The 15,764-nt window shown below is 70.2% G+C and carries 13 protein-coding genes; 7 read left to right on the forward strand and 6 right to left on the reverse strand.

The window, feature by feature from the left end:
• Positions 1-76: 76 nt before the first annotated feature.
• Positions 77-1,744 carry a sensor histidine kinase gene (locus tag PV682_RS35745; RefSeq protein ID WP_319735916.1) on the forward strand — a complete coding sequence of 556 codons (1,668 nt, stop codon included), beginning with the start codon at positions 77-79 and terminating at the stop codon, positions 1,742-1,744.
• The gene (locus PV682_RS35750) at positions 1,741-2,436 is read left to right on the forward strand and encodes a response regulator (RefSeq protein ID WP_319735917.1); all 696 of its coding nucleotides are present in this window, start codon (positions 1,741-1,743) and stop codon (positions 2,434-2,436) included. The genes PV682_RS35745 and PV682_RS35750 overlap by 4 nt, the downstream gene beginning before the upstream one ends.
• Positions 2,437-2,449: 13 nt before the next feature.
• Here the strand turns inward: PV682_RS35750 and PV682_RS35755 are convergent, their stop codons facing one another.
• Positions 2,450-2,983, reverse strand: a complete 534-nt coding sequence (locus tag PV682_RS35755; RefSeq protein WP_319735918.1) for a hypothetical protein — start codon at positions 2,981-2,983, stop codon at positions 2,450-2,452.
• Positions 2,984-3,030: 47 nt separating this feature from the next.
• On the opposite strand from PV682_RS35755, the gene PV682_RS35760 reads away from it, so the two are divergent.
• Both PV682_RS35760 and PV682_RS35765 read left to right on the forward strand, forming a co-directional pair.
• Positions 3,031-3,861 (forward strand): 5'-methylthioadenosine/S-adenosylhomocysteine nucleosidase, encoded by an 831-nt coding sequence (locus PV682_RS35760; protein WP_319735919.1) that lies wholly within the window; start codon positions 3,031-3,033, stop codon positions 3,859-3,861.
• A gap of 145 nt (positions 3,862-4,006) precedes the next feature.
• Complete coding sequence (locus PV682_RS35765; RefSeq protein ID WP_407705798.1) at positions 4,007-5,881, forward strand: tetratricopeptide repeat protein; 1,875 nt, start codon at positions 4,007-4,009, stop codon at positions 5,879-5,881.
• On the opposite strand, the gene PV682_RS35770 is transcribed toward PV682_RS35765, so the two are convergent.
• Together PV682_RS35770 and PV682_RS35775 are read right to left on the reverse strand one after the other, a co-directional pair.
• A complete protein-coding gene (locus PV682_RS35770; protein ID WP_319735921.1) occupies positions 5,870-6,322 on the reverse strand; it encodes a PPOX class F420-dependent oxidoreductase in 453 nt (150 codons plus the stop codon). The genes PV682_RS35765 and PV682_RS35770 overlap by 12 nt on opposite strands.
• Positions 6,323-6,348: 26 nt before the next feature.
• Positions 6,349-7,374 (reverse strand): ATP-dependent 6-phosphofructokinase, encoded by a 1,026-nt coding sequence (locus PV682_RS35775; RefSeq protein WP_109362723.1) that lies wholly within the window; start codon positions 7,372-7,374, stop codon positions 6,349-6,351.
• Between the two features lie 212 nt (positions 7,375-7,586).
• Here PV682_RS35775 and pta point away from each other — a divergent pair, with 212 nt between their 5' ends.
• From pta to pyk, 3 genes are all read left to right on the forward strand, one after another.
• On the forward strand, positions 7,587-9,677 hold the full coding sequence (pta, locus tag PV682_RS35780) for a phosphate acetyltransferase (RefSeq protein ID WP_319735922.1): 2,091 nt from the start codon (positions 7,587-7,589) through the stop codon (positions 9,675-9,677).
• Positions 9,674-10,909 (forward strand): acetate kinase, encoded by a 1,236-nt coding sequence (locus PV682_RS35785; protein ID WP_319735923.1) that lies wholly within the window; start codon positions 9,674-9,676, stop codon positions 10,907-10,909. Before pta ends, PV682_RS35785 begins: the two co-directional genes overlap by 4 nt.
• A 73-nt stretch (positions 10,910-10,982) precedes the next feature.
• On the forward strand, positions 10,983-12,413 hold the full coding sequence (gene pyk / locus PV682_RS35790) for a pyruvate kinase (RefSeq protein ID WP_319735924.1): 1,431 nt from the start codon (positions 10,983-10,985) through the stop codon (positions 12,411-12,413).
• Positions 12,414-12,776: 363 nt separating this feature from the next.
• Here pyk and PV682_RS35795 read toward each other — a convergent pair whose 3' ends face one another.
• The 3 genes from PV682_RS35795 to PV682_RS35805 all read right to left on the reverse strand — a co-directional run bounded on the left by PV682_RS35795 (position 12,777) and on the right by PV682_RS35805 (position 15,529).
• Positions 12,777-14,138: a hypothetical protein gene (locus tag PV682_RS35795; RefSeq protein ID WP_319735925.1), complete on the reverse strand. Its 1,362-nt coding sequence runs from the start codon at positions 14,136-14,138 to the stop codon at positions 12,777-12,779.
• Positions 14,128-14,712, reverse strand: a complete 585-nt coding sequence (locus PV682_RS35800) for a DUF6114 domain-containing protein (protein ID WP_319735926.1) — start codon at positions 14,710-14,712, stop codon at positions 14,128-14,130. The genes PV682_RS35795 and PV682_RS35800 overlap by 11 nt, the downstream gene beginning before the upstream one ends.
• A gap of 169 nt (positions 14,713-14,881) precedes the next feature.
• Complete coding sequence (locus PV682_RS35805; RefSeq protein ID WP_319735927.1) at positions 14,882-15,529, reverse strand: DUF6230 family protein; 648 nt, start codon at positions 15,527-15,529, stop codon at positions 14,882-14,884.
• Positions 15,530-15,764: the final 235 nt, after the last annotated feature.

Here is a 15,764-nt window from a genome sequence, read left to right on the forward strand (position 1 = left end):
CTATCTCCCGCCCTGTGAGGGCGGTCACCCTTCCGTTCATTTAGTTCACGCCACGGACGGAAGGCAGACTGGCCATATGCACCTCCGCGTCCCCCGTCCCCGCAGCCTCGCAGGCCAGCTCTTCGGCATGCAGGCGGTGCTGATCGCGGTGGTCGTGGCCGGGTACGCGCTGTTCAGCTACATCAGCGACGAGCGCCAGGCGGAGGACGCGGCGCGCCGCCAGGCGATGGCCGTCGCGCGGTCGGTGGCCGATTCCCCGTCGGTGCGGGAGGCGATCGGTACGGGGGACACCTCGGCGCGGCTCCAGCCGTACGCGCTGAAGGTCATGAAGGACACCGAGGTCGACTTCGTCACGATCATGAATCCGCGGGGGATCCGGTGGACGCATCCGGACCGCACGCAGATCGGGCAGAAGTTCCTGGGGCACATCGAGCGGGCGCTGCGGGGTCAGTCGTTCACGGAGAAGTACACGGGGACGCTGGGCGAGTCGGTCAGAGCGGTGACGCCGATCTGGGCGAGCGACGCGGCGGAGGCGGCGAACGCCAAGGGTGCGGCCACAAAGGGAGCCGATGATCAGATCATCGGCCTGGTGAGCGCCGGCATCAAGATCGAGGTCATCAGCAAGCGCGTACAGGAGCAGGTCACCGCCCTCCTCGGCGTGGCCGCCGGCGCCCTCGCCCTCGGCGGCATCGGTACGTACGTCATCAACGCGCGCCTGCGCCGCCACACCCACGGCATGAACGCCGGCGAGCTGAGCGCCATGCACGACTACCACCAGGCCGCCCTGCACGCAGTCCGCGAAGGGCTGCTCATGCTCGACGGCCAGTACCGCGTCGCCCTCATCAACGACGGCGCACGCGAACTGCTCGGCGTCGGCCCCACCCGCGTCGTGGGCGACTCCGTGGCCGAACTCGGCCTGCCCGCCCCGCTCACCGGCGCCCTCCTCGCCTCCGAGCCGCGCGTCGACGAGGTCCACCTCACGGCCGAGCGCGTCCTCGTCGTCAACACGTCCCCCGTCTCCGGCGGCGAGCGGCGCGGTACGGTTGTGACGCTGCGCGACGTCACCGAACTCCAGTCCCTCATGGGCGAGTTGAACTCCGAACGCGGCTTCACGCAGGCGCTGCGCTCGCAGGCCCACGAGGCGGCGAACCGGCTCCACACGGTCGTCTCGCTGATCGAGCTGAACCGCGCCGACGAGGCCGTCGAATTCGCCACCGCCGAACTGGAGTTGGCCCAGGCGCTCACCGACCAGGTCGTCGCCGCCGTGAGCGAACCCGTCCTGGCCGCCCTGCTGTTGGGGAAGACCGCCCAGGCCAACGAGCGGGGCGTCGAGCTGGAGGTCTCCCCGTCCAGCCGCCTCGACGACGGCGTCCTTCCCGACTCCCTCCCCGCCCGCGACCTCGTCACCATCCTCGGCAACCTCATCGACAACGCGGTCGACGCGGCCCAGGGCAGCGTCGGCGCGCGCGTCTCCGTAACCGCTTACACAACGGACACGGAACTCGTCCTGTCCGTCTCCGACACCGGCACCGGCGTCGACCCCAGCGACACGGAGAAGGTCTTCGAACGCGGCTTCACCACGAAACCCTCCGGCCCCGGGGGGCGCGGACTCGGCCTCGCTCTGGTACGACAGGCCGTGCACCGGCATGACGGGACGCTGTCGGTGTCCGCCGCCGAGGGGGGTGGCGCGGAGTTCGTGGTGCGCCTGCCCTTGCGCGCGCCGGTTTCTGGAGGCGGAGCATGAGTACGGGAGCGGAGCCGATCCGTGTCCTCGTCGTCGAGGACGACCCTGTCGCCGCGGACGCGCATGTGCTGTACGTGGGGCGGGTGCCCGGGTTCGTCGCCGTGGGCAAGGCCCACACGGGCGCCGAGGCGCGGCGCCAGCTCGACCGTACGCCGGTGGATCTGCTGCTCCTCGACCTCCACCTCCCGGACGGGCACGGGTTGCAGCTCGCCCGCTCCCTGCGCGCCGCCGGGTACCACGCGGACGTGATCGCGGTGACGTCCGCCCGGGATCTCACGGTGGTGCGGGAGGGGGTTTCGCTGGGCGTCGTGCAGTACGTGCTGAAACCGTTCACCTTCGCGACGCTGCGGGACCGTCTGGTGCGGTACGCGGAGTTCCGTGGCGCGGCCGGGGAGGCGAGCGGCCAGGACGAGGTGGACCGGGCCTTGGCCGCGCTCCGGGCGCCGAGCCCCGCCGCACTGCCGAAAGGGCTGAGCGGGCCGACGCTGGAGCGGGTCACGGGCGCGCTCCGGGAGGCCGGCGAGGGGCTGACCGCGGCGGGGGTCGCCGAGGCGGTGGGCATCTCGCGGATCACCGCCCGGCGGTACCTGGAGCACCTGGTGGAGGCGGGGCGGGCGGAGCGGCAGCCCCTGTACGGCCAGGTGGGGCGGCCGGAGCTGGTCTATCGGTGGGTTCGGGGAGACCGGCGGTGAAGGGCTCCGGCCCTCACCGCGCGTACACCACGACCTGAGCCCCCAGCCCCGCCACGGTCAACGCCTCCACGGCCGACAGCGCCACGAGCAACGGCTCCCCGCTCGCCCCCACCCAGAACACGATCAGCGCGGCGAGCGGCACGACGCAGAACGCCAGGAGATCCACGGCCAGTTGAACCCGCTTACGGGACGTGCGCCGGGCATCCCCCCGATGCGCGACCTCCCACCCGAACGCGGTGAACCCCCCGCCGGGCACGGCGAGTTCGGAGAGCCGAGGCCCCAACTCCTCCCGCACATACCGCCCGATCGCCGAGATCTTCTCGTCGTTGACCAGGTACGTCCACCCCAGCACCACACACACCGGCGGCAGCGCGAGCAGCATCTCCACCCGCTTGGCCTGAGCCGCGGCGGCGATGACGGCCGCGACGACGGTCAGCGTCACGTACAGCAGATTGTCCCGGAACCCGATCCGGGCCTTCTGCTCGTCCTTGATGCTCTCGTACTCCGCGAGCAGCAACTGCCCCGCACTCACGTCTTGTTCCGACATTCCCGTCCTACCCCGTTCCCCCGACGACTTGGCAGTACCTTAAAGGCGTGCCGCACACAGCCGTGATCCTCACCGCCCTGCCCGTCGAGTACGACGCCGTGCACCCGTACCTGAACGACCCGACGGAGATCACGCTGCCCGACGGAACCCGCCTGGAACAAGGCCGACTTGAGGGCACGGACTGGACCCTCGCCCTCGCGGAACTCGGCGAGGGCGCCCTCACGACGGCGATCCTCGCGAAGCAGATCATCAACGAACTCCGCCCCGAGGCCCTCCTGTTCGTGGGCGTGGCGGGCGGCCTGAAGGACGACCTGGAACTCGGCGACGTCGTCGTGGGCACGAAGGTGTACGCCGTCCAGGGCGGCAAACTCACCCCCGAGGGCCACCTGGAGCGCCCGGAGAGCTGGCACGGCTCCCACGCCCTCGTCCAGGCGGCCCGCTCGGCCCTGCGCGACCTGCGCCCGGACGTACGGGGCCACCGCAAGCCGATCGCCTGCGGCGACGTGGTCCTCGCCGACCAGCGCTCCGACTTCGCCGCCCGCATCCGCCGCTCCTACAGCGACGCCTACGCCATCGAGATGGAAGGCTCCGGCGCCTCCCACGCGGCCCACCTCAGCGGCCAGTTGGACGCCCTGGTGATCCGCGGCATCAGCGACTTCGCGAACCCCGCCAAACACGAGGCCGACGCCTCGGGCTCCCAGGAACACGCGGCGGAGCAGGCGGCGAAGGTGGCGATCACCGTCCTGCGCAAACACCAGCCGCGTACCCCCCAGGAGGGCTCCAAAAGCGGAGGCCCCACCTACTCCGGCGACCACATCGACTTCAGCGGCGGCACCTTCTACGGCCCGGTCACCGGAAAACAGACCGGCACCCCGTAGACACGGCCCGGTCCCCCGAGCGACCACGACCCTCCCACCCCGCCCACCGGGCTTCACCGGCCGCACCACCGAACTGGCCCGCCTCCTCCCCCACTTGGCCCCGGACTCGCCCTCCCACCCGGTCCTGAACTTCGCGGTCACGGGTATGGGGGGCATCGGCAAAACGGCTCTGGCGGTCGAGGCGGCCCACCAGGCCCGGGCCGACGGCTGGTTCCCCGGAGGGACCCTGTTCGTAGACCTACGGGGTTACGACGACGACCCGGTCACGGCGGACCAGGCGATCCTGGCGCTGCTCGACGCGCTGGGCGTACAGGGCCAGGACCTCCCGCCCACACCGGAGCGCCAACACGACCGGTACGCCAACCTGTTGGCGACCCGTGCCCCGCGAACCCTCCTGATCCTGGACAACGCCTCCGACCCGTCCCAATACCTCCCCCTCCTCCGGAGCACCGCCCACCACCGCATCCTGATCACCTCCCGCGACCGCCCCGATTCCCTCCCCCTCCGCCTGATCGACCTGGAGACCCTGGCCCCGGACGACTCCGTCGCCCTCATCACCCACGCCCTCCACACCACGGACGAACGCGACGACCGACCCCAGCGGGAGCCACACCAACTCCGCGAACTCACCGACCTGTGCGGCCACTTGCCGCTGGCCCTCCAGATCGCGGCGGCGATGCTCCGCCGACGCCGGACCAGGGACATCGCGTCCCTGGTGACCGAGATCCGCGAGACCGGCGACGCGGCGACCGTCCTCGACAACGCCTGCCCGGGCACGGACCTCTACGGCCGTTCTCTCGTTCTACGCCCGGTACTTGAGACCTCGTACCGCCGACTGCCACCCGAACTCGCCCGCCTGCTGCGGTTGTTGTGCCTGGCACCGGGAGCGGAGACCGGAACGGGGTCCGTCGCGGCTCTGGCCGACCTCCCCGCCAGGACGGTGACCGGTCTGCTGGAGGACCTCGCCGCGCGGTGTCTGGTCTCCGTGGTCGAGGGGCAGGCCGATCGGTGGCGGGTGCACGACCTGGTGCGGGCGTTCGGGGTGGGGGTGGTGGAGGAGGGGGAGGCGGGGGCGGCTCGGGAACGGCTTCTGGCGTACTACACACGGTGGTTGGGGGCGGCCGACGCTTGGCTCCAGTGGCGGCCCCGGAAGGACGTACCCGAGTTGCTGGGGAGCCGGGAGGAGGCTCTCGCGTGGTGTGACAGCGAACGTGCGGGACTCGTCGCGGTGGCGGAATGGGCCCGCGAGGAACAACATGCGATTCAGGTGGCGGAACTGGTCTGGCTGTTGTGGACGTACCTGGACTGGCGGCGGTACTACGAGGACATGGTCGCTGTGAGCCGGGCCGCGAAGGAAGCCGCACAGCGCATGGGGGACCCCTACACCGAGGCCATTGCGTGGGGAAACCTCGGCACCGGCCTGTTCCGGACCGGCCGGTACGAGGAATCGGTCGACGCCCACACGCGCTCGCTCCACCTGTTCCAGGCTGCCGGGGGACGCCGCAGCACCGCCGCCATGGCATGGTCCAACCTCAGCGCGGCACTTACCGAGGCAGGCCTGAACGAGGAGGCTCTGGACGCCGGCATGAAGGCGAGGGATCTATTCCAGGCTGGCGGGAGCCTCCTCAATGAGGCGAGAACACTGATCAACGTCGGCATCTCTCTCCTGAGGATCGGACGGACGGACGAAGCGATCGACGCCCACATCCGTTCCCGTGAACTGTTCCAGGCCGTCGCGGACCGGGTGGGCATGGCACTGCTTCTCTACTACCTCGGTGGCAGTCTGCGCGCGGCCGGACGGACCGAGGAAGCGATCGAGGCGTACAGCGAAGCGTTGGAGCTCTACCGGGAGTTCGAGAACTGGTACTGGGTCGGCTCCACCCTCGAAGCCCTGGCCGAGGTCAGCCCGGCCACCGACACACGCGCCCTCCTCCTGGAGGCCGCCGAGGCGTACACCCTGGCCAACTCCCCCACCGAAGCCGCACAAGCCCGTACCCGAGCCGCCGCCCTACCCCCCTGACCCCACCGGAAACGGCTCCACCCCCACCACATGCCGCACCCGCACCGGCTCAATCACCAGCCCCACCCTCCGCTCCCCCTCCATCAACCACGGATACCGCTCCACCCCCAGATACTTCTGAGTGAGCCGGTCCATCCCCCGCTCCGCCTCCTCCCCCTCCACGAACCGCACCACCCGCCCCCGGATCTCCACCCGGTCGTACGGATTCTGCGGATCGTGATGGGACAGCGAAACCCACGGATTGCGCCGCAGGTTCCGCTCCTTCACCCGCCCGATGGACGTGTTGACGACCACATGGTCATCCACCAAGTCCGCCCACATGGGCGAGACTTGAGGCGCGCCGTCCGGCCCGACCGTGGCGAGGTGCCAGAAGTTGGGGGCCAGAAGGCGCGCGCGGGCGTGTTCGTCGAGGGTGCCGCCGGCTTCGTACAGAGCGTCCATGCACGAAGCCTGCCCGAAAGCGGCGCCTAGAAGACCGACTCGGCCTCGTCCATCCGGTCGACGGGGACGCGCTTCAGCTCGGTGACCGCCTCGGCGAGCGGGACCATGACGACGTCGGTGCCGCGCAGGGCGGTCATCCGGCCGAACTCCCCCCGGTGCGCGGCCTCGACGGCGTGCCACCCGAAGCGGGTGGCCAGGACGCGGTCGTACGCGGTGGGGGTCCCCCCGCGCTGGACGTGCCCGAGGATCACCGGCCGCGCCTCCTTGCCGAGCCGCCGCTCCAGCTCGCGCGCGAGCGCCGTACCGATGCCCTGGAAGCGTTCGTGGCCGAACTGGTCGATGGCGCCCTTGCCGTAGTCCATGGAGCCCTCGGCGGGGTGGGCGCCCTCGGCGACGCAGATGACGGCGAACTTCTTGCCGCGCGCGAAGCGCTCCTCGACCATCTTGACGAGGTCGGCGGGGTCGAAGGGCCGCTCGGGGAGGCAGATGCCGTGCGCGCCGGCGGCCATGCCGGATTCGAGGGCGATCCACCCGGCGTGCCGGCCCATGACCTCGACGACCATGACGCGCTGGTGGGACTCGGCGGTGGTCTTCAGGCGGTCCATGGCCTCCGTGGCGACGCCGACGGCGGTGTCGAAGCCGAAGGTGCGGTCGGTGGAGGAGATGTCGTTGTCGATGGTTTTCGGTACGCCGACGACGGGAAGGCCGGCGTCGGACAGCATGCGCGCGGCGGTGAGGGTGCCTTCGCCGCCGATGGGGATGAGCGCGTCGATGCCGAACTCGTGGATCATGTCGGAGGCGTTCTCGCACGCCTCGCGCAGGCGGTCGCGCTCCAGGCGGGACGAGCCGAGGATGGTGCCGCCGAGGGCGAGGATGCCGCTGACGGACTCCAGGTCGAGGGCGCGGTAGCGGCCGTCGAGGAGGCCGGAGTAGCCGTCCTCGAAGCCGATGACCTCGTCGCCGTAGTTGTCGATCGCCCGGTGCACGACCGACCGGATCACTGCGTTCAGGCCGGGGCAGTCGCCGCCCGCTGTGAGTACTCCGATGCGCATCGTGCTGTGTCTCCTGCTCGCTGATGGGTACCGATGAGACTTCTTGGATTCTTTCATGCCGCTGTGTCCGCCCTTGGACTGGCGGGCGCCTTATCCAGGCCCAAGGGTATTGTCAAGAGGGTTCTGCTCACCTGTGTGGGTGACTCTTCGTGAACCGATCGGGCCGCCCGGAACGATCCCCTCACAACAGACCGAAGAAATGGAGACGACGGGTGACGCGCAGCGTGTACGTGACCGGGATCGACCGCGGCGACGGCCGCCAGGTCGTCGAGCTGGGGGTCATGGAGCTGCTGACCCGCCAGGTGGACCGCGTGGGCGTGTTCCGCCCGCTGGTCCACGACGGCCCGGACCGCCTCTTCGAGCTCCTGCGCGCCCGCTACCGCCTGGCGCAGGACCCGTCGTCGGTGTACGGCATGGACTACCACGAGGCGTCGACGCTCCAGGCCGAGCGGGGCACGGACGAGCTGGTGTCGACGCTGGTGGACCGCTTCCACAAGGTCGCGCGGGAGTACGACGTCGTCCTGGTCCTCGGCACGGACTACGCGGACACCCAGTTCCCGGACGAACTGTCGCTGAACGCCCGCCTGGCGAACGAGTTCGGCGCGTCGGTGATCCCGGTGGTCGGCGGCCGTCGGCAGACCGCGGAGTCGGTGCGCGCGGAGACCCACAACGCGTTCCGCGCGTACGACGGCCTGGGCTGCGACGTGCTGGCGATGGTCGTGAACAGGGTGGCCCGCGAGGACCGTGACGAGATAGCCGACCGCCTCGCGAACAGGCTCCCGGTGCCGTGTCACGTCCTGCCGGACGAGCCGGCGCTCTCCGCGCCGACAGTCTCCCAGGTGCAGCACGCGCTGGGCGCGCGGGTCCTGCTGGGCGACGACTCGGGGCTCGCCCGCGACGCGCTCGGTTTCGTCTTCGGCGGCGCGATGCTGCCGAACTTCCTCGCGGCCCTGACCCCGGGGTGCCTGGTGGTGACGCCGGGCGACCGCGCGGACCTGGTCGTCGGCGCACTGGCCGCGCACAGCGCCGGGACCCCGCCGATCGCGGGCGTGCTGCTGACGCTGGACGAGGTGCCGGACGAGCACATCCTGACGCTGGCGGCGCGCCTCGCGCCGGGTACGCCGGTGCTGTCCGTGCGAGGGAACAGCTTCCCGACCGCCGAGCAGCTCTTCTCCCTGGAGGGCAAGCTCGGCGCGGCCACCCCGCGCAAGGCGGAGACTGCGCTCGGCCTGTTCGAGCGGTACGTCGACACCGCCGACCTGCTCACCCGCGTCTCCGCCCCGAGCAGCGACCGCGTGACGCCGATGATGTTCGAGCACAAGCTCCTGGAGCAGGCCCGCTCGGACCGCCGCCGCGTCGTCCTCCCGGAGGGCACGGAGGAGCGCGTCCTGCACGCGGCGGAGGTCCTGCTGCGCCGCGCGGTGTGCGACCTGACGCTCCTGGGCCCGGTCGACCAGATCCGCAAGAAGGCCGCCGACCTGGGCATCGACCTCGGCGACGCCCAGCTGATCGACCCGGCGACGAGCGAGCTGCGGGACGCCTTCGCGGAGACGTACGCGTCCCTGCGCGCGCACAAGGGCGTGACGGCCGAGCTGGCGTACGACGTCGTCTCGGACGTCAACTACTTCGGCACGCTGATGGTGAAGGAGGGCCTGGCCGACGGCATGGTCTCCGGCTCGGTCCACTCCACGGCGGCCACGATCCGCCCGTCCTTCGAGATCATCAAGACGAAGCCCGAGGCGTCGATCGTGTCGTCGGTGTTCTTCATGTGCCTCGCCGACAAGGTCCTGGTGTACGGCGACTGCGCGGTGAACCCCGACCCGGACGCCGAGCAGCTCGCGGACATCGCGATCCAGGCGGCGGCGACGGCGTCGCAGTTCGGTGTGGAACCCCGGATCGCGATGCTGTCGTACTCGACGGGGACGTCCGGTTCGGGCGCGGACGTCGACAAGGTCCGCGCGGCGACCGAGCTGGTGCGCGCGCGCCGTCCCGACCTGAAGATCGAGGGGCCGATCCAGTACGACGCGGCGGTGGAGCCGACGGTCGCGGCGACCAAGCTGCCCGGCTCGGAGGTGGCGGGGCAGGCGACGGTGCTGATCTTCCCGGACCTCAACACCGGCAACAACACGTACAAGGCGGTGCAGCGGTCGGCCGGCGCGATCGCGGTCGGGCCCGTCCTCCAGGGGCTGCGCAAGCCGGTCAACGACCTGTCCCGGGGCGCGCTGGTCCAGGACATCGTCAACACCGTCGCCATCACGGCGATCCAGGCCCAGACCCCGCTCGCAGAGAAGGCAGCCCAGTGACCGCGACCCGTGTCCTCGTCCTCAACTCCGGCTCCTCGTCGGTCAAGTACCAGCTCCTCGACATGGCCGACGGCAGCCGTCTGGCGGCGGGCCTGGTGGAGCGGATCGGCGAGGAGACGTCCCGCCTGAAGCACACGGACCTGACGAGCGACGTCACGCGCGAGCGCACCGGCCCGATCCCGGACCACGGGGCGGCGCTGAAGTCCGTCGCCGAGGAGCTGGCGGCGGACGGCCTGGGCCTCGACTCCCCCGAGCTGGCGGCGATCGGCCACCGCGTGGTGCACGGCGGCCAGACGTTCACGCAGCCGACGGTGATCGACGAGGCCGTGCTCGCGGAGATCGAGCGCCTCATCCCGGTCGCCCCGCTGCACAACCCGGCGAACCTGACGGGCATCCGCACGGCCCAGGCGCTGCGCCCGGACCTCCCGCAGGTCGCCGTCTTCGACACGGCGTTCCACACGACGATGCCGGAGTCGGCGGCCCGGTACGCGATCGACGTGGCGACGGCGGACGAGCACCGCATCCGCCGCTACGGCTTCCACGGCACGTCGCACGCGTACGTGTCCCGGGCGACGGCCGAGTTGCTGGGGAAGGCGCCGGAGGAGGTGAACGTGATCGTGCTGCACCTGGGCAACGGGGCGTCGGCGTCCGCCGTGCGGGGCGGGCGGTGCGTGGACACCTCGATGGGGCTGACGCCTTTGGAGGGGCTCGTGATGGGTACGCGTTCCGGTGACCTGGACCCCGCCGTCATCTTCCATTTGGCGCGGGTTGGCGGAATGTCCACGGACGACATCGACACTCTCCTCAACAAGAGGAGCGGGCTCGTCGGGCTCTGCGGCGACAACGACATGCGGGAGATCCGGCGGCGTATCGACGCGGGCGACCAGGCGGCGGAACTCGCCTTCGAGATCTACGTCCACCGGCTGAAGAAGTACATCGGGGCGTATTACGCGGTGCTCGGAAAGGTCGACGCCGTCGCGTTCACGGCCGGGGTCGGGGAGAACGCGGCGGAGGTGCGGGCGGCGGCGCTGGCGGGCCTGGAGGGGCTCGGCCTCGCGGTGGACCCGGCGCGCAACGCCGTACGCGGCGACGGGTCGCGGCTGATCTCGCCGGAGGGTGCGCGGGTGGCGGTGGCCGTCGTGCCGACGGACGAGGAACTGGAGATAGCGACACAGACGTACGCCGTCGTCGGAACCGGTGCTGGAAATCCGGACCCGTCGGTAGGCAACTGAGCGCGAACCCGCCCATTTGTACATTCCGCCAGACGGAATATTCCGTAGCGAAACAAACCGATAGGATCGACTCATGCGCCGTTCGAAAATCGTCTGTACTCTCGGCCCCGCGGTCGACTCCCACGACCAGCTGGTGTCGCTGATCGAGGCCGGCATGAACGTGGCCCGTTTCAACTTCAGCCACGGCTCCCACGCCGAGCACCAGGGCCGGTACGACCGGGTCCGCGCCGCCTCCAAGGAGGCCGGCCGCGCGATCGGCGTCCTCGCCGACCTCCAGGGCCCCAAGATCCGCCTGGAGACCTTCGCCGAGGGCCCCGTCGAGCTGGTGCGCGGTGACGAGTTCACCATCACCGCCGAGGACGTCCCGGGCGACAAGACGATCTGCGGTACGACGTACAAGGGCCTGCCCGGTGACGTGGCGCCCGGCGACCAGATCCTCATCAACGACGGCAACGTCGAGCTGAAGGTCCTCGCGGTGGACGGGCCCCGGGTGCGGACGACCGTCGTCGAGGGCGGCGTCATCTCCGACCACAAGGGCATCAACCTGCCGGGCGCCGCGGTGAACGTGCCCGCGCTGTCCGACAAGGACATCGAGGACCTGCGCTTCGCGCTGCGCATGGGCTGCGACATGGTCGCGCTGTCCTTCGTCCGCGACGCGAAGGACGTCGCCGACGTCCACCGCGTGATGGACGAGGAGGGGCGCCGCGTCCCCGTCATCGCCAAGGTGGAGAAGCCGCAGGCGGTGGAGAACATGGAGGACGTCGTGATGGCGTTCGACGGCGTGATGGTCGCCCGTGGCGACCTCGCCGTCGAGTACCCGCTCGAGAAGGTCCCCATGGTGCAGAAGCGGCTCATCGAGCTGTGCCGGCGCAACGCGAAGCCGGTGATCGTCGCGACCCAGATGATGGAGTCGATGATCACCAACTCCCGGCCGACCCGCGCCGAGGCGTCCGACGTCGCCAACGCGATCCTCGACGGGGCGGACGCGGTCATGCTGTCCGCCGAGTCCTCCGTCGGCGCGTACCCGATCGAGACCGTCAAGACGATGTCGAAGATCGTCACGGCGGCCGAGCAGGAGCTCCTCTCCAAGGGCCTCCAGCCCCTCGTCCCCGGCAAGAAGCCGCGCACGCAGGGTGGTTCCGTCGCCCGCGCCGCCTGCGAGATCGCCGACTTCCTCGGTGGCCGTGGCCTGGTCGCCTTCACGCAGTCCGGCGACACGGCCCGCCGCCTGTCCCGCTACCGCGCCCAGCAGCCCATCATCGCCTTCACCACGGACGAGAACACCCGCAACCAGCTCACCCTGAGCTGGGGCGTCGAGTCCCACGTGGTCCCCTTCGTCAACTCCACCGACGAAATGGTCGAGATGGTCGACCAGGAGATCGCCAAGATCAACCGCTTCACCCCCGGCGACACGGTCATCATCACCGCCGGCTCCCCGCCCGGCGTCCCCGGCACCACGAACATGCTCCGCGTCCACCACATCGCGGGCACCCCGACGGACTGATCCCGGCCTGAACGACCCTGAGGGCGCTCCCTGTTGGACGGGGGGGCGCCCTCAGTGGTTTCAGCCGACGGTCCCCCACTGCGCGGGGAACTCTGGCGGCCAGGGCAGAGACGCGTCGTACAGAGCCTCCCGATCGCCCATCACCTCGTACTCGGCGCCAGCGCCTCACTGGTGAGGTAGAGCTGCCGGCGTGACGGGTGGAACCCCACAACCCGGAACAGCCGCCCCCTCCGCGCGAACTCCCGCACACATCCCCCACAAAACGATCATGCCCCCGACAAAGAGCGATGGCCCGGCTCCCCCGGCGATTCGGAAGGGAACCGGGCCACCACTCCTGTGCGGCTCCCGGAAAAGATCAATTGCTCACGTGATCGACTGGTGCATACCCGGAATGTGCAGGGTCCCGCCGAACTGCCCGGCCTGGACGACCTTGACGTTGCTGAAGTAGATCCAGGGGATGTTCAGCGGCGGCGGATTGTCGGGCGTGAACGTCACCGGGAGCAGCCCGAAGAGGTTGCCGGAGATGCTCTCGGTGTACATCGTGGTGGCGCCGTCGGTGATGGTGGACTCCGCCCCCTTGGCACTCTGGACGTGGTACGTCTTGCCGGCGTTCTTGTCCTTCACGATCTGGTGCAGATCGACGATCTTGGTGCTCTTGGAGACGACGTACTTGAGCACCTTCTTCTTCACCCCGCTGGACGTCGTCACCTCGACGATGCCCTGGTAGTCCGCGCCGTCCAGCGTCAGCCCGCTGGCCTCCAGGATCCAGGGATCCTCCGGCAGGAGGAGCTTGTTGTCGCGACCGTCGGCGACGGCGTCCGTGGAGACCTTGCAGTCGTCGACGTCCGTACCGGCACTCGGCGAGGGGCTGGGCGAGGCGGACGCCTTGTCCTCGTCGGCCTTCTCCGTCTCCTCGGTGTCCTTCTCGCCGGCCTTCTCGTCGTCCTTCTTGGCGGAGGTGTCCCCGGAGGAAGCCTTCGGAGAACTGGACGCCTCGGAGGGCTTCTTCGCGGCGGCCGACCCCGCCCCTGAGCCGGCGTCGGTCGACTCCCCGCCCGTGGAGGCGGACGGGGAGGGAGACGGCGAGGACGTACCGGAAGCCGCGTCCGAGCCGGACCCACCGGTGAAGATGTCACTGATGGCGTCCCCGATGGTCTCCAGCAGCCCGCCCCCGTCGGTCTTCTCGCTTCCGGAACCCGCGGACGGCGAAGGAGACGGCGAGGAGGCACCGGAGGCGTCCTCCTTCGCAGGAGTGGAAGCCGAGGCGGAGGCGGACGGCGAGGGGCTCGGCTCGCTCTTGTCGTCAGACCCTGAATTCGACGACGGGGAGTCCCCCTTGCCGGCCGGGTCGTCCTTCGACTCCCCCTTGCCCGAGTCCTTGTCCGAGTCCTTGTCCGAGTCGTCTTCCTTGCCCGAGTCCTCGGAAGCCGAGGCGGACGGCGTGGGCGACGGCGAGGCGTCCTCCGCCTCCAGCGCCGCGACGCACTTCTTGTACTCCTCGGCCTGCTGGCTGTTGGACGCGGCCGGATGATCCTCGGCGCGGGCCAGCGTCGGCGTGAAGCCCATCCCCATGAGCACCGCCGTCGGCATGGCCGCGAGGGCTATCGCCTTGCCCGCGGGCACATGGAGCCGGGTCAGCAGCGGCTTCCTGGGGGCCGCGTGCCGCGGCCCCGTCCCGGCTCTGAGGGCCGCAGGAATGTCGCTGCGGGCCTCGTCATCCGACATGGTGAACTCCCTTGGGGTCCTCGGCCCGCGCGCCGTCCGCGGAGCCGAAAGCACCGTCGCCCGGCGTCCCGTACGGCTGCTGCGGCGCCTCGGGCAGGTCCGAACCGGAATCGGGCGCGCGGTCCTCGGCTGGGTCCCCGGAGCCCGGCTCCCCGCCGCCCGCGGCGGGATCGGCGGGCCGACCGGGCATCCAGGAGAGGGCCAGCGCGCCACCTATCAGCGCGAGCAGGAAGCCCATGATGAAGCCGCCGATGTTGGATACCACCAGCGACACCAGTGCGAGCAGGATGGACGCGACCCCGGCGAAGACCCGGGTGGCCTGCTGGAACCACATCGTGAGTCCGAGGGTGAACAGCAGGACGCCGATGATGAGCGAGCCGGCGCCCGCGGTCGTCGACATGGCGATCGACATCGTGCCCAGCTTGAGCGTCGCATACGGGAAGTAGGCGATCGGTACCCCGCCGAGCAGGGTGAACAGACCCGCCCAGAACGGCCGACTGCCCCGCCAGGCGCGGAATCGCAGACGCAGCCGGGTGAAGGCCCCGACGCGCTGGACCGGAGTCTCGGCACTCATGGAAAACAGCTCCCTGGGTCCGGTGGAGGTACGTACCGGCTCGGCCGTAGGACGTGGAGAAGCCGGAATGAGTCTGTGGCGGGACCCGGCGCATGGCCGGGACCCAGAGGGCGGGGAAGCCGGGGCTCCCCCGCCCCTTCAGGACGGTTCAGCCGCCCCGGAGTGCTCCTTAGAAGCACTCCATCTTGGGGTTGTCGATACCGAGTCGCATCGACAGGCCGTTGAGCTTGAACGTGCCGGCCGTGGTCGCCCAAGCGGTCTGCTTGACGTCCGTCAGATCGGCCTCTTCCGCCTGCTGGGAGAAGCCTCCCGGCAGCACGCTGTCGCCCTCGCGGAGCGCGGGGCCACGGCTCTTGTCCTTGACCGCGACGCCGATGTCGATGTTCTTGAACGTCGCGTTCGCGTCGAGCTGGGCGACGTCGATGTACAGGTTGTCGGCTTCGACCTTGCGGTTCTCGTTGGGTCCCGCCTCAAGACGGAGGTAGACCGTCTTGTTTATGAGCGGGATCTTGGTCGCGACCGACTGGCACATCTTCGTGATCTTGGCGTGGTCGAACGACGAGATCGCGACTGGACGGGCGGTCTTGTTCTTGCCGTCCGTGTCCGTGTAGCCGGTGTCCATGCCGCCGTACTGGGCGAAGCCCCAGCCTTCGAGGTGGTCGGCACTGACCTTGAACTCCTGGCCAGAAACGCTGAACGACGCCGCGAGGGCGCCCTGCGCGAGACCGACACCCACACATGCTGCGGCGGCGACGCTGGGCACCATGACCACAGCGAACCGCTTCCATCTGGTCCCGCCACGCACCTGGGACTCCATCATTTCCTCCTTCTCGGACGTACATCCCGCTCCGACGAGCCCCGTGGACGGCGGCTCGGACGGGCAGGGATGGGAGAAGTGCTACGTCCTCGGGAAGGGGAGCGCCTGTGCTCGGAAGCGCGAACCGCGCCTGAAATCACCGGCGATCACCCCCGAGCGACTACCACTCGGTCGCGCCTGACACGCATCACGCGCAACCTTGCCGGACAGGCTCCGCCCGCGGGCGAAGACCCCC

This window comes from Streptomyces niveiscabiei (genome assembly GCF_033794345.1).
GTDB classification, from domain to species: Bacteria; Actinomycetota; Actinomycetes; order Streptomycetales; family Streptomycetaceae; genus Streptomyces; species Streptomyces niveiscabiei.